General features: G+C 43.6%; 12 protein-coding genes. 10 read left to right on the top strand and 2 right to left on the bottom strand.

Annotated features, from left to right (window positions below; all coding sequences use genetic code 11):
* Window positions 1–217: 217 nt before the first annotated feature.
* Window positions 218–373 carry a hypothetical protein gene (locus QZW82_RS19325; protein ID WP_293151297.1) on the top strand — a complete coding sequence of 52 codons (156 nt, stop codon included), beginning with the start codon at window positions 218–220 and terminating at the stop codon, window positions 371–373.
* A gap of 664 nt (window positions 374–1037) precedes the next feature.
* Here QZW82_RS19325 and QZW82_RS19330 read toward each other — a convergent pair.
* Entirely contained in the window at window positions 1038–1274 is a 237-nt protein-coding gene (locus QZW82_RS19330; protein WP_293151300.1) for a hypothetical protein, read from the bottom strand.
* Here QZW82_RS19330 and QZW82_RS19335 point away from each other — a divergent pair.
* The 3 genes from QZW82_RS19335 to atpC all read left to right on the top strand — a co-directional run bounded on the left by QZW82_RS19335 (window position 1273) and on the right by atpC (window position 4142).
* A complete protein-coding gene (locus QZW82_RS19335) occupies window positions 1273–1977 on the top strand; it encodes a PEP-CTERM sorting domain-containing protein (protein WP_293151303.1) in 705 nt (234 codons plus the stop codon). The genes QZW82_RS19330 and QZW82_RS19335 overlap by 2 nt on opposite strands.
* A gap of 126 nt (window positions 1978–2103) precedes the next feature.
* On the top strand, window positions 2104–3561 hold the full coding sequence (atpD, locus tag QZW82_RS19340; protein ID WP_293151306.1) for a F0F1 ATP synthase subunit beta: 1458 nt from the start codon (window positions 2104–2106) through the stop codon (window positions 3559–3561).
* Between the two features lie 173 nt (window positions 3562–3734).
* The gene (atpC, locus tag QZW82_RS19345) at window positions 3735–4142 is read left to right on the top strand and encodes an ATP synthase F1 subunit epsilon (RefSeq protein ID WP_293151311.1); all 408 of its coding nucleotides are present in this window, start codon (window positions 3735–3737) and stop codon (window positions 4140–4142) included.
* A gap of 217 nt (window positions 4143–4359) precedes the next feature.
* On the opposite strand, the gene QZW82_RS19350 is transcribed toward atpC, so the two are convergent.
* Window positions 4360–4659, bottom strand: a complete 300-nt coding sequence (locus QZW82_RS19350) for a hypothetical protein (protein WP_293151314.1) — start codon at window positions 4657–4659, stop codon at window positions 4360–4362.
* A gap of 136 nt (window positions 4660–4795) precedes the next feature.
* Here QZW82_RS19350 and QZW82_RS19355 point away from each other — a divergent pair, with 136 nt between their 5' ends.
* From QZW82_RS19355 to QZW82_RS19375, 6 genes are all read left to right on the top strand, one after another.
* The gene (locus QZW82_RS19355; protein WP_293151317.1) at window positions 4796–5623 is read left to right on the top strand and encodes a transposase; all 828 of its coding nucleotides are present in this window, start codon (window positions 4796–4798) and stop codon (window positions 5621–5623) included.
* Window positions 5553–5810 carry an IS200/IS605 family accessory protein TnpB-related protein gene (locus QZW82_RS19360; RefSeq protein ID WP_366665052.1) on the top strand — a complete coding sequence of 86 codons (258 nt, stop codon included), beginning with the start codon at window positions 5553–5555 and terminating at the stop codon, window positions 5808–5810. Before QZW82_RS19355 ends, QZW82_RS19360 begins: the two co-directional genes overlap by 71 nt.
* Window positions 5695–5964, top strand: a complete 270-nt coding sequence (locus QZW82_RS32285) for a hypothetical protein (RefSeq protein ID WP_293354404.1) — start codon at window positions 5695–5697, stop codon at window positions 5962–5964. The genes QZW82_RS19360 and QZW82_RS32285 overlap by 116 nt, the downstream gene beginning before the upstream one ends.
* Window positions 5965–6158: 194 nt before the next feature.
* On the top strand, window positions 6159–7214 hold the full coding sequence (locus QZW82_RS19365; RefSeq protein ID WP_293151320.1) for a sulfonate ABC transporter substrate-binding protein: 1056 nt from the start codon (window positions 6159–6161) through the stop codon (window positions 7212–7214).
* Between the two features lie 118 nt (window positions 7215–7332).
* Window positions 7333–10608: a response regulator gene (locus tag QZW82_RS19370; RefSeq protein ID WP_293151323.1), complete on the top strand. Its 3276-nt coding sequence runs from the start codon at window positions 7333–7335 to the stop codon at window positions 10606–10608.
* A gap of 358 nt (window positions 10609–10966) precedes the next feature.
* Window positions 10967–14365 carry an ATP-binding protein gene (locus tag QZW82_RS19375; RefSeq protein ID WP_293151326.1) on the top strand — a complete coding sequence of 1133 codons (3399 nt, stop codon included), beginning with the start codon at window positions 10967–10969 and terminating at the stop codon, window positions 14363–14365.
* The last annotated feature ends 256 nt before the right edge of the window (window positions 14366–14621 follow it).

A 14621-nucleotide genomic window follows, 5' to 3' on the forward strand; every position in this document is an offset into this window, starting at 1 on the left:
CCCTTTTAAGGATAAATTAAAAGCAGACTATTCATTACTCCAATCCTCTTCTTTGCTTTGTCAAGTGCTGTCAACTATCAAATATTAACTATCAAATATTAACTAAGCTGTGGAGGATTTAAACCCCTAACTATCCAGCTCCGGGTGCGTCAGCTACAACACTGACTATACATGGAAAATACCTTGAAACTGACGCACCCTACAATACGCATTTTAAATGCTCCACAGCTTGTCAACTGTCAACTGTCAACTGTCAACTGTCAACTGTCAACTGTCAAGTGCCAAACAACTCCCTCCCATCGCTACTCCCGGCCGCCGCCACATCCCAGCTCGCTTTAGCCAAGCAACTCACCCAACAGCCAAAATTTTCTGAGAAACTTTATAATTTTGGGACGAGCTTTACCAAAATTTCACAAAAATTGACAAAAAAAATATATAAATTTTGATGAAAGCTAATATTTGCAAGTCTTCCAGTCAATTTGAGACACTTAGCGATACCAATAGATGTAGTAGCTTGTAAATCTATACTGAGTAAAAATCTGGCTGTGACAGGTCACCAACCCCAGCTATCAAGGCATGGGGCTTGAAATCGGACTACGCACCTTCACAAATTCAGGACTAAACCAGTGTCTAGCCTACGTCTTTAAGACAAACTGAACTGTCACTCCTTGTGGTATCCCCCAAAACGTTAAGAATGCCACCGCAGCGTTTTTAACCACTTTGGCAGTCAGTGGCTAGCGGGAAATATACACCTAGAAATAGGGCTTACCGTAACTTTTCGGTAGCAAACACTATGCGTACAGGGTCGCAAAATTTGAAACGGTAATTGTCCCGTTGAAAGTGCAACACTTTCATCACACCGAACTCTTGCGACTCGCCCGGCGGTAGTAACAACAAATGTAAAGCCGTCCTAAAAGGACGGGGTTTCAAACCCATTTTTCTGATGAAAATATTCTGCCACTAGAGTATCAGTGAAAACTCTTAGAACAAGCACTCATTGACTCAAAAACACACCTAAGTGATATCAGTCTCTAGAGTCACTGGTGTAGAGCCTGTTTGGTCGGTTTGACGATCGCCCTTAATATCCGAGGGTCGCGATCGTCTATTCCCGTCATGGCAAGATACAAGCTAGGATTTAGCACCTTACTAACTAACAATACTGGAGGAATCAGGGTTATGGCTACCTTAACGCTAGTCAAAAAAACATCTTTTACAGTCGCCAGCTTGGCAACCACAATCTTGCTCAGCATCTGTACGCCCGCCCGAGCTTTCATGTTTGGCACCAGCGGCATCCAGTTCGATCGAGATACCAATATCAACTTTACATTCGACCAATCTCACGGCGCTTACCAGTCTAGCTTGTGGGTAGCCCAAGCTCAGACAGGAGTCAATGGCTACAGCAACATCACCCGACTGTTTTACGAGTTCAAACCCTCAGATAACGGAAGCGCCGATGAATGGAAAGGAACTTTCGGCAACTCAGTCAGCTCGAACAACGGCTCCCCAACTCAAACCTTCACCTTTTTGCAGGATCAAGTTTATGCCCTGCTGCTGTGGAGCGACAGCGGTAGTGGCAAACAATTCGAGCAGTACGCCTCCAGCAGCACCTTCATGAACAGCCCCGAATGGTTTGCCGCCAACACCCAGTTTCGCAGAGATGACTGTGTGGCGGCCGGATGCCAGCAAGCCGTCTTTGGCGACTTTGAACTCAACCCCCGCTCCCCCGACTCATTTACAAGTATCAACGGCGGTAAAGGCCCAGAACAATATTCATCCCTCACAATGGCCCAACTGGTTCAGGGTACAAAAATTTCCTTCGACGATGCCGGAGATGGAAACGATCGCGACTTCCAAGACTTCACCGTCTCCGCCGAGCTAGCACCCGAGCCTGTGACAGTGTTCGGCACCATGCTGGGGATCGGGGCTTTGGCGGCGGCTCGCGGAAAAAAAAAGCGACAGCAGCAACAAAAAAAATGACTCTTAAGCATCCCCATACAAATCTAAATAGTGAGTCTGTTCAGTGGTACTCTGAGAAATAGCATTTCTAAATGTTAAGACTTTTTCCACAACGGGAAAAATAGAATCCTAACAAAGGCACTATTCATGGTATCCACTGCAACAAAAACGAACGTAGGCTACATCACCCAAATCATCGGGCCTGTTGTAGACGTAAAATTCCCAGGTGGCAAACTGCCCCAAATCTATAACGCTCTCACAATTTCCGGCAAAAACGAAGCAGGTCAAGACGTTGCCGTTACCTGCGAAGTTCAGCAACTGCTCGGAGACAGCCAAGTGCGTGCAGTTTCCATGAGTACCACCGACGGCTTGGTGCGTGGCATGGAAGTAGTAGATACAGGAGAATCCATCCAAGTTCCGGTCGGAATCCCAACTCTCGGCCGTATTTTTAACGTCATCGGCGAACCCGTAGACAACCTCGGCCCGGTCAATACTTCCGAGAGTATGCCCATTCACCGCAACCCGCCGGCTTTCACCGAACTGGAAACCAAACCTTCGGTGTTTGAAACTGGGATCAAGGTCATCGACCTCCTGGCTCCCTACCGTCGCGGTGGCAAAATCGGTTTGTTCGGCGGCGCAGGCGTCGGCAAAACCGTAATTATGATGGAACTCGTGAACAACATCGCTAAAGCTCACGGCGGCGTGTCCGTGTTTGGCGGTGTGGGCGAGCGCACCCGTGAAGGTAATGACCTTTACAAGGAAATGATCGAATCTGGGGTTATTAACGAAGAAGACCGCAGCAAGTCGAAAATTGCCCTGGTATACGGTCAAATGAACGAGCCACCTGGTGCTCGGATGCGCGTGGGCCTGTCGGCTCTGGCGATGGCGGAATACTTCCGCGATGTCAGCAAGCAAGACGTGCTTCTGTTCATTGACAACATCTTCCGGTTCGTACAAGCTGGTTCTGAAGTATCCGCTCTCTTGGGTCGGATGCCTTCGGCTGTGGGATATCAGCCGACTCTCGGTACAGACATGGGCGACTTGCAAGAACGGATTACTTCGACTACTGAAGGTTCGATTACTTCGGTACAAGCTGTGTACGTACCTGCGGATGACTTGACTGACCCCGCTCCAGCTACAACTTTTGCTCACTTAGACGCTACAACTGTGTTATCTCGCGGTTTGGCTGCGAAGGGCATTTATCCGGCTGTTGACCCGCTGGATTCTACTTCTACAATGTTGCAAGTTAGCGTTGTTGGCGAAGAGCACTATGGTGTTGCTCGTCAGGTGCAGTCTACTCTGCAACGCTACAAGGAATTGCAAGATATTATTGCGATTTTGGGCTTGGACGAGCTGTCTGAAGATGACCGCTTGACTGTTTCTCGCGCTCGCAAAATTGAACGCTTCTTGTCTCAACCGTTCTTTGTAGCAGAAGTGTTCACCGGTTCCCCCGGTAAGTACGTCAAGTTGGCAGATACCATTAAGGGCTTCCAAATGATTTTGGCTGGCGAACTTGATGAGTTACCTGAACAAGCTTTCTATTTGGTTGGCGATATCAATGAGGCGATCGCCAAAGCTGAAAAAATGAAGGCTGACGCTAAGTAATTTTAGTCAGTTGACAGTTGACAGTTGACAGTTGACAGTTGTCATTAGTCAGCAGTCATTAGTTAATAGCTAATGACTGCTGACTAATGACGAATAACTAACAACTAATAACTAACAACTAATGACTAACAACTAATGACTAATGACTGCTGACTAATGACTAAGGACAATTTATGACATTAACTGTGCGCGTAGTGGCCCCAGACAAAACTGTTTGGGATTCTAATGCTGAAGAAGTAATTCTGCCAAGCACGACAGGCCAATTGGGTATCTTGACCGGTCACGCTCCGATGTTGACTGCTTTGGATACCGGAGTGATGCGCGTCCGTCCTGGTAAGGAATGGGTGTCTATTGCTCTGATGGGCGGCTTTGCAGAAATCCAAGAAAACCAAGTAACTATCCTTGTCAACGGCGCTGAAAAAGGCGAAACGATTGATAAAGAAGCTGCTCGTACTGCTTACACCGAAGCAGAAGCTCGTTTGGAAAGCTCTGCTAGTGGCACTTTGCAAGAGCAAATTCAAGCTAAGCAAGCAATCAAACGTGCGAGAGCTCGTTTTCAAGCGGCCGGCGGCACGATTTAGTCCTCAGGGTAGGGACACGGTGCTTTTGTATCTCTGGTTGGTATCCAAGTCTAGATCCCCCCTAACCCCCCTTCTTAAGGGGGGGGACAAGAGTATTCAAAGTCCCCCTTCTTAAGGGGGATTTAGGGGGATCTAGACTCAGGGATCAACGAGATTTCTTAAGGGTTTTAGACGATTGTTGAGACCAATCAACATTGTTGTGTTCCTAGTGTGAGTGCTAAACCCCGGCCTCGGACAATAGAAATTGCATTGTTTCCCAAGATAGCCCTTGCTCGATATAGCGGGGGTTATTTGGATTGTAGGGACTATAGAGCCGATCGACACTGACAATCTTTGCTGTCTCCGGCAAAACTGGCACTTCTGGATCGCTCGCGGTCGATCGCACCAGGGAGCTAGAAAACCCTTTAAAAATAGCAATTTCGTCGAATTCGCCGTCAATTTCGGCCTTCACGATTAACACTTCGTGCGATCGGGCGATCGTGTATTGTTCCAAGCGGCGAGCAATAGAGTCAGCCATAGCAAATATCACCGATAATGCGCGAAGGGAAGCCCCCATCTTTCCAGTATGGGAAGGAACGTCGCGCCAATTAATTAAACGTCCGACAGGACATCCGCTTTGACAGTATAATGCACTTAGGTGAGTTTTGATTGGTATGAAACAATTTCTGACGCTAGTTGTCAAGCTTCAAGTAGATATTAATCAGCAGCAAATGTTGATTGATACAGCTAGTGCTTTTGCGTCAGCTTGTAACTGGATAAATCAAAATGTCAATCCAGGTTTGACTAACAGAAACTCAGTTCAAGCCGTCTGTTACAAAGAAGTAAAAGAACAGTTTCAATTAACAGCTAATCATGTAGTTAGAGCTTGTGCCAGAATAGCTGCCAATCGTTTAACCGCCAAACACAAAGGTAAAAAGGTTAAATCTATTCAACCAACGAGCTTTGATTGTGATGCGAGAACTTTTCGTTTCATTGAGTCTAACTGGACGGTTAGTATTAGCACTATTGGTAAGAGGTTAACTGCACCCATTAGAGCGAGTAGCTACCATCGCGACAAACTGCACGGCCAACAACCTACCTCTGCTCAAATCTGTTTACATCGTGATGGGGATTGGTACGTTCATCTTCAGCTCAAATCCCAAACGCCAACCCCTCTTGCATCGGCAAGTGTAATTGGGGTTGATTTGGGTAGACGAGATATAGCTGTTACAAGCACGGGGAAATCCTGGTCAGGAAAGGAGATTCAAAAAACTAGAGACAAATATAGTCGTGTTAGAACTTCTCTTCAAAAGAAAGCATCTCAAGGCACAAGATCAACTAGACGTAGAGCTAGACAGATTTTGAAACGGTTATCGGGACTTGATGTGAAGATACCAAGCATGGCTCACCCACAACATCTCGAAAGCGATTATTCAAGAGGCAAAACAAACTCAATCCTTTGTTTCTATCGAAGATTTAACAGGGATTCGCGAACGAACTAACTCGAAACCTAGAAACAAAACTGAAAGAAGGCGGTCTAATTCTTGGGCTTTTTATCAGTTAAAAACATTTCTTGAATATAAAGGAATTAAGGAAGGAGTATCGGTGGTTACCGTCAACCCAGCCTATACAAGCCAAAGCTGCCATTGTTGGCAAGCATATCGGTGTCAGAACCCAGAAGCAATTTAAGTGCAGCAATCAAGCCTGTGGCCCGATTGGAGGCGCCGATGTTAATGGCTCAAAGATGATTGCTTTAGTGGGGCTGAGTGTAAACCAGCCCAGAGGTTCTCAGTTGTTGGCTTGCACGATAACTGAATGGCTACCAAAAGCCCTCGCCTTCTAGGCGTGGGGTAGTTTACTTTCCTGAAATCTGCTATAATATAGCTTAATTTTGCCGCTCATTTCAGAGACGGCCAGCCAAAATTTTCTATTTAATTAGACCGTTTTTAACACCTGGAAATCAGCGGACATAACATAAGTCCTGTCAAAAAGATCTCGAAGATATTACTCCTGCAAAACCTACTTCGACGATATTTTATGAGCCACAAAAATCCGAGGTTTCAATTATCGTTTTTGATTCAAAATATTAAACAGCATTTGGCTTGGAAATATTCGCTGCTATTTATACTATTTTTTTGCTTGAGTTTAACTGTAGCAAGTTGCAACTCCGATCTGATAAATAGCTTTACAGAAAAAAAAACGAACTCATTCTCAAACTTAACAAAAATAGTAAGAATCGGCCATCAGCCTTTCGGAGCGCTGTTTTATCTCAAAGCTAAAGGATCTTTGGAAACCCGTTTAGCAAAAATGGGATGGTCTGTAGAATGGACGGAATTTGTCACAGGGCCACCAATTTTAAAAGCAATAGGACAAGGAAAAATCGATCTGGGTTATGCAGGAGTTACGCCGCCAATTTTTGCCCAATCAGAGGGCATACCTTTCGTTTATATTGCTAATGATTCAGCTTTACCGGGCAGCATTGGCATCATAGTTCCTGAAAATTCTCCTATTAGGACTCTCGCAGATCTTAAAGGCAAGAAAATAGCAGCCACTCGGAAAACATCAGCTCACTATTTGTTAATTCGGGCGTTAACTCAAGGCGGATTGAAGTTAAAAGATGTCGAATTAGTCGATTTGTCTCCGCCAAAAGCTCAGGAAGCATTTCTGAGAGGCGAAGTTGATGCTTGGGCGGTTTGGCAGCCGTTTTTAGCTAAGTTACAGGAAACTATGCCTGCTCATTTCCTGACTGATAGCGAGCAACTGATCAATGACAGAAACTTTTATTTGGCAAGTCGCTCTTTTGCTAGCAACTTTCCCGATATTGTTAAAACAGTCATGGGAGAAACGCGACAGATGGCTAATTGGATAACTAAAAATCCCGAGCGAGCAGTAGAATTTATCACCGCTCGAACCGGAATGAAAAAAACCACAGCTAGAAGTTTAACTAAAAGCCGTACCTACGATTTGTTACCAATTCAAGACAGGGCAGTTGAAGAACAACAACGCATTGCTGAAATTTTCTTTAGGTTGGGACTCCTGCCGGATCGAATTTGGATTGAAGATCGGATCTGGAAACAAAAATTAGATTTATAAAACCACAAGTTAGCCAAAGGTAACGATAAATTAAAGGTGGCGATTGTAGCGACGCTACGAAAAATGAAATTAGGTGTATTCTAGAGAGAGAGTTAAAACTGTTAAGTAGCAGAATCAAATGTCCTCAATTGCCAATCAACTGCGTTATGGTTTTGTCTCGATTGTTGTGGCAAGCGTATTGATGGCAGGGAGTACGTTAGCTTACCTCAGCTTTCGGGGACAAATAGAACAGACAAAACAGTTTCAGTACGAGCGATCGCAAGCTGCGGCTGCCCAAATTAGCGCTTATCTGGATAACTTGCAGCGCCAACTCAATTATTTGTCAGAATTGCGTGGCTTAACAGAATTCAATGCTGAAACTCAGCGCAGCATTCTTGAAGGATTAATCAATAGCAATAGCGCCTACGAAGTGGTGGGAATTTTAAACAATAACGGTCAAGTCGTACAAGTAATGTCGCCTTACGAATCATACTCTACATCTAGCTTGAGTTTAGCAGGTATTTCGGGAGATTCGCCTCTATTTTGGGAGACGTTTCGACAGGCTCAAAATTATGTGAGTTCAGTAGATGTCGATATGAAGACAACGGTTAATGTTGTTAATTTGTCCGTGCCTATTCGCGACAGTAAAAATAAAATTGCTGGAGTATTATTTGCGAGAGTAAGTCTAAACTTTTTAATTCAAATTGCAGCCCGATCGCAAGTTGGAAAAACTGGATACAGCTATGTTATCGACAACCGCTCGGTGCTGATTTCGGAAACAGGAAACAAGGTTAATCCGTATTTACTCGGAGATTTGAAAGGGCGATCGTTTGTGGGAGAGTTATCGAAATTAGCTTTAGCTTCGGGGATGCAATCTCCGCTGGTTTATCGAGGCTGGCGCGGGGAGGAAGTCATGGGCACGGGTGCGATCGTCCGCAGGGTACAGTGGATGGTGGTTGTAGAGCTACCTACAGCCGAAGCTTACGCTCCCGTGCGATCGCTCATCTACGTCATGGGTGCAGTTACCACCGTCAGCGCCCTCGCCGCCGTGGGCTTGGGAGTCGCTTTTGCGCGATCGCTCACAAATCCTTTAAAATCTCTAACATCCGCAGCTACTGAAATGACTAGCGGCATATTGGAAACTCGGGTAAATATTGTCGCATCTAACGAACTAGGAAAATTAGCTAATGCCTTCAACAGCATGGCCGGTCAATTGGAAGTATCTTTCACAAAATTAGAGCATCAAAATGCTCAATTGCAGCGACTTGACAAACTCAAAGACGAATTTTTAGCCAATACTTCTCACGAACTCCGCACCCCACTGAACGGCATTATCGGTTTAACAGAATCTTTGATCGATGGTGCTACAGGACAATTACCAGCACTGACTATTTCCAATCTAGAAATTATTGCATCTAGTGGCAGAAGACTGTCAAATCTCATCAACGACATTCTCGATTTCTCCAAGCTGAGACACAAAAATATTGAACTACAAATCAAGCCCGTCGGCATTCGAGAAATTGTCGATATCGTAGTAACTCTTTCTCAACCTCTAATTGGCACAAAAAACTTGCAGTTGATTAATTCAGTCACTCCCGACATTCCCCTGGTGGATGCCGACGAAAATCGGGTGCAACAAATTCTTTACAACTTGATCGGCAATGCGATTAAATTTACCGACAATGGTACTGTAGAAATTTCGGCGAATGCGATCGGCTTGGAATCGCCGCAGTTGGCAAAAAAAGAAAGTTCAGTAACGAGCCAGCTTCTATCTTTAATTGTGAGGTCAAAACTGCAAATTACCGTATCCGATACGGGAATTGGCATTGCTGAAGATAAGTTAGAACGAATTTTTGAATCCTTTGAACAAGCAGACGGCTCCACTGCTAGAGAACACGGAGGAACTGGTTTAGGTTTGGCAGTTACAAAGCAGTTAGTCGAGCTGCACGGTGGCGAAATTCAAGTATCTTCAGAACTCGGTGTTGGTTCCCAGTTTACCTTTAGTTTGCCAATTTCTAAAAATCAATATCTCGATGACAAGCAGTTGCCAGCAACTGCTCGACATTCTTTAGTTTCGAGAACAGAAGAGCGCAAGTTGATAATTAATGAAGCTGCTCCACCAAGTTTTAACAATAACAGTTCTAGTGCTACTAAGCTCCCCTTAGATAATAAAAAAGTAAAAATTTTGATTGTAGATGACGAACCTGTAAATATTCAGGTATTAACTAACAATCTACTTCTTGAAAATTATACAATCGCCGAAGCTAGCAGCGGTAGAGAAGCTTTAGCTCTTCTCGACAGAGGCTACAAACCCGATCTAATATTGCTAGATATCATGATGCCACGGATGACTGGTTACGAAGTTTGCGATAAAGTCAGGGAGAAATTCACGGCTAGCGAATTGCCAATCGTCATGCTAACCGCCAAAAATCAAGTATCTGACTTAGTCCAAGGTTTCAATGCAGGAGCCAATGATTTTTTAACTAAACCTTTTCTCAAAAATGAATTGCTAGCTAGAATCAAAACTCACATCCGTCTCACAAAAATCAATGCAGCTTATGGTAGATTTGTGCCTCACGACTTTCTGCGATTTTTGGGACACGAAAGTATTGTTGATGTTCAACTAGGCGATCAAATCCAGAAAGAAATGACAGTTTTATTTTCTGATATTCGCTCCTTTACAACTATCTCCGAAGCTATGACTCCCCAAGAAAATTTTAATTTTCTCAACAGCTACCTAAGTCGAGTCAGTCCGGTAATTCGCGATCACAAAGGTTTCATTGATAAATATATTGGCGATGCGATTATGGCACTATTTCCTGAGTCGGCAGATGATGCTGTTCGCGCGGCAGTGGAAATGCAAAAACAAGTTATTCTTTTCAACGATCGCCGACAAACAAGGGATTACGCACCAATTACGATCGGTATTGGTTTGCACGCGGGCACTTTAATGCTGGGTACGATTGGCGAAGAAGAACGGATGGAGAGTACCGTGATTGCTGATGCGGTGAATCTCGCGTCTCGTTTGGAAGGATTGACTAAGGTTTACGGCTCTGGAATTCTCGTTACTGAATCAATTTTAGAGCGTTTGGGCGATCGATCGCAATATCTGTGCCGATTTGTCGATCGAGTCACAGTAAAAGGGAAAACATCTGCCGTGTCGGTGTTTGAAATTTATGATGCAGAAACAGAACAAAGCATTCAGCTAAAACAGGAAACTGCTGCTGCATTTCAACAAGGTATACAGCTTTATGTCGAGCAAAATTTTCCTAAAGCGCAAAAAATCTTTAAGAATATTTGCGAAACAAATCCTCAAGATAAGTTGGCAGCAATCTACTACCAGCGCTCTCTGAAACATCAAATGTATGGAGTTCCAGAAGGATGGTCGGGGATAGAATGTTTGGATGAAAAGTAGTAAAAGTAGCATCAATCTGAAGTCAGAAATTTTCAGGTCTTTATCGATTTTTCTGGAGCTAGTCTCAGTCATAATATATTCATACCGAAGCCTGAAGACCCAAAATGGGGAATTTCCCCGAAAATCCGCTGTAGAGTTCGCTAGGTTTGACTTCATAATCGAATATAATGCGTAAAGCTATGCGAAAAAAAACCTGGTTTCTATAAAAAATCTCAGGTTTGACAGCGATTCAGGAAACAACCTAGAATCAGGCTGTTATTGTGTAACTTTTGTTCAACTACAACAAGGTTTACAATACTTAACAGCGGTGTAGCTTCCCTCCGACTATAAACCGTGTCTTTTAATCTAAATTAATGTTATGTCAACTTTTTCTCTTAATCGCTTAGCTGCCAAACTTTCAGGAAAAATGCCGCTGCAAACTGTACTCATAGTTCCGTTTGTCTTGCAAGTATTTGCAGCAGTGGGAATTGTGGGATATTTATCATTTAAGAACTCTCAAAAAGCCGTGAACGATCTTGCAGATCAGTTAATGGGGGAAGTGAGCAATCGCATCGAGCAAAATTTGATAACTTATTTGCAAACTCCGCACCAAATCAATCAAAGCAAGCTGGATGCACTGAAGCTGGGTTTTGTGAACATCAAAGACTTGCCAGCTTGGGAAAAGTATCTGTGGCGGCAAGTGCAATTATATCCTTATATCAATTTTACCTCCTTCGCCAATCGCAATGGAGAATACCGCACTGGCGAAAAGATGTCGAATGGGACTTTATTGATTAACGCCTCCGGCCCGTCTACCAAATTTAATTTTTATTCCTACAATACTAATGATAGTGGCGATCGCACAAAAATAGCAGCCACCATCAAAAACTTCGACATCCGACAGAACCCTTTATACAAAGATGCCTCTGTAGCAGGCAAAACCACTTGGAGTTCAGTTGATGTCTCCTTGCTAGAACCCACACTGCTTGTCAGCGCGCTGCAACCAGTTTACAACAACCAGAAACAGCTAGACGGAGTATTAATTACGGCTTTGCGTCTGGACAGTATCGGTGAATTTTTAAACAGCCTCAAAATAGGCAAATCCGGTCAAACTTTTATTATCGAAAGAAAGGGAACGCTGCTGGCAACTTCCACCCCAGAAAAACCTTTCCGCAACAAAAACGGTAAAAAACAACAGTTTCAAGTCAAAGAAAGCAGCGATATCGTAACCCAGAGTACAGCTAAATACTTAGAAAGTCACTTTCAAGACTTGCAGCAAATTACCAAATCGAAACTAATCCATTTTGAAATCAACGGCAAGCAGCAATTTTTAAAAGTTATGCCATTCCAAGATGGCAAAGGTTTAGATTGGCTCATTGTCGTCGTCGTTCCAGAAGCCGATTTTATGGAACAAATAAATGCCGGCAATAGAACTACAATCTTGCTATGTCTGGCAGCTTTGGCTATAGCTACTGCGATCGGAATTTGCACTTCTCGCTGGATTACCAAACCAATTCTAAAATTAAAAGATGCAGCAATAGATTTGTCTCAAGGACAATTTGACAGAACTGTCAAGCTCGATCGTTCCGACGAGTTGGGCGTGCTTGCTACTGCTTTTAACAGCATGGCAGCACAACTGCAAACATCTTTTAGTGCCTTAGAAGCTAAAAATACCCAATTGCAGCAACTGGACAAACTGAAAGACGAATTCTTAGCCAATACTTCCCACGAACTCCGCACTCCCCTCAACGGCATTATTGGGATTGCAGAATCTTTGATAGACGGTGCTACCGGGAAACTGCCAGAAACGACCAATTTCAACTTAGCTTTGATTGCATCGTCAGGAAAAAGATTGGCTTCTTTAATAAACGATATCCTCGACTTTTCTCAGCTCAAACACAAAAGTCTTGAACTGCAAACTAAGTCAGTCAACCTCCGAGAAATCGTCTTTGTGATTCTCAAATTATGTCAGCCATTGGTAGGCACAAAAAAATTGCAATTGATTAACTCAGTTGCTCCGGAATTGCCACCAATAGCAGCCGACGAGAATCGTTTGGAGCAAATACTTTATAACTTAATCGGCAACGCGATTAAATTCACTGAAAGCGGCACAGTTGAGATTTCAGCAGCATTGATAGCGAGCCATGAAGAATCATCACCTAATCCCCAATTGGCGATTACTGTATCCGACACAGGCATTGGCATCCCCGAAAATAAATTAGAGCAAATTTTTGAATCCTTTGAACAAGCTGACGGTTCCACTGCTAGAGAATATGGTGGGACGGGTTTAGGGTTGGCTGTTGCCAAGAAATTAGTGGAATTACACGGCGGTAAAATCTCGGTATCTTCAAGTGTAGGCGTAGGTTCCCAATTCATATTTACTTTACCCGTCTCAGAGAGTCAGCCGGAAATTAGCAGCAAACAGCCTGGTTTAACCGAGGGCGAGGAGATTTTAATCGCTCCTGAATTAGACCCCGAATTATCTCTAGTAAATTCTACTATCTTAACCAAAATGGACTTGATAGAAGAAGGTGAAAAAGTAAAAGTTTTAGTGGTCGATGATGAACCAATTAACATTCAGGTCATTATCAATAATCTCGCTCTGGAAAACTATGCGATCACTCAAGCGATCAACGGTAGAGAAGCTTTAAATCTGATTGAATCAGGATTTAAGCCCGACTTGATTTTACTCGACGTAATGATGCCGCAGATGACTGGTTATGAAGTCTGTCGAGCAGTTCGCCAACAATACTCACCTTTGGAAATGCCGATTCTGATGCTGACGGCCAAAAATCAAACGAGTGACTTGGTAGAAGCTTTTAACTCAGAAGCGAATGATTATATAACTAAACCTTTTATCAAAAAGGAATTGTTAGCCCGAATCAAGACGCAAATTAGTCTCGCAAAACTGAATGCAGCTTACGGCAAGTTTGTGCCGCACGATTTTTTAAAGTTGCTTGAAAGACCGAGTATTATTGAAGTCAAATTAGGCGACAATCAGGAAAAGAATATGACTGTACTTTTTGCTGATATTCGCTCTTTTACGGTACTTTCAGAACAGATGACACCAGCCGAAAACTTTGCATTTATCAATAGTTACTTGGGAAGGGTTAGCCCTGCAATCAGGGAAAACAACGGGTTTATTGATAAATATATTGGCGATGCAGTGATGGCTTTGTTTCCGACATCTCCATCAGATGGTGTGCGAGCAGCCATTGATATGCAAAAAGAATTGAGTATCTACAACGAGCAGCGAGAACAAAACGGCTTGTTGCCGATCGCGATCGGCATTGGTTTGCACGCGGGAAATTTGATGTTGGGTACAATTGGCGAGCGAGAACGGATGGAAAGTACCGTGATTTCTGATGCGGTGAATCTCGCGTCTCGTTTGGAAGGATTGACTAAGGTTTACGGCTCGGGGATTCTCGTTAGCGGTGAAATTATCGATCGCCTGGACGATTCAGAAACATACAACTACAGATTTGTCGATCGAGTAACGGTGAAAGGAAAGACAACTGCTGTGTCGGTGTTTGAAATTTATGATGCAGAAACAGAACAAAGCATTCTCCTCAAACAGCAAACTGCGGAGATTTTTCAAGAAGCTCTCAATTTTTACTACCAGAAAAAATTTGTTGCTGCTCAAAAAGTATTTGAGAATATTTTAGAAATCAATCCTGAGGATCTGGTAGCCACGCTATATTTCAAGCGTTCTCGCAAGTATCGAATGTATGGAGTACCCGAGGGGTGGTCTGGGGTGGAAGACGGGGCGGAAAAGTAGGTGGCTTTTCTAAGGAAGAGTTCAACAGTTGACAGTTGACAGTTGACAGTTGACCATGGGAGAGCGACCTCTACCTAGAAGTCAGAGGATTGAAGTAATGAATAGTCTGATTTTAATTTCTCCCTCAAAGGGAGAGGCTTTCAACCAATTATTTGTGGTAAAAAGAGGATTCGGGAAGAAGACTTTAGTTATGGAGGAGAGAAGGAAGCGATCGCATTGGGAGCATCTCTGTTTTGTAAAAAGCATTTTTTTATTG

The organism is Microcoleus sp. bin48.metabat.b7b8b9.023 (genome assembly GCF_013299185.1).
Lineage (GTDB): Bacteria > Cyanobacteriota > Cyanobacteriia > Cyanobacteriales > Microcoleaceae > Microcoleus.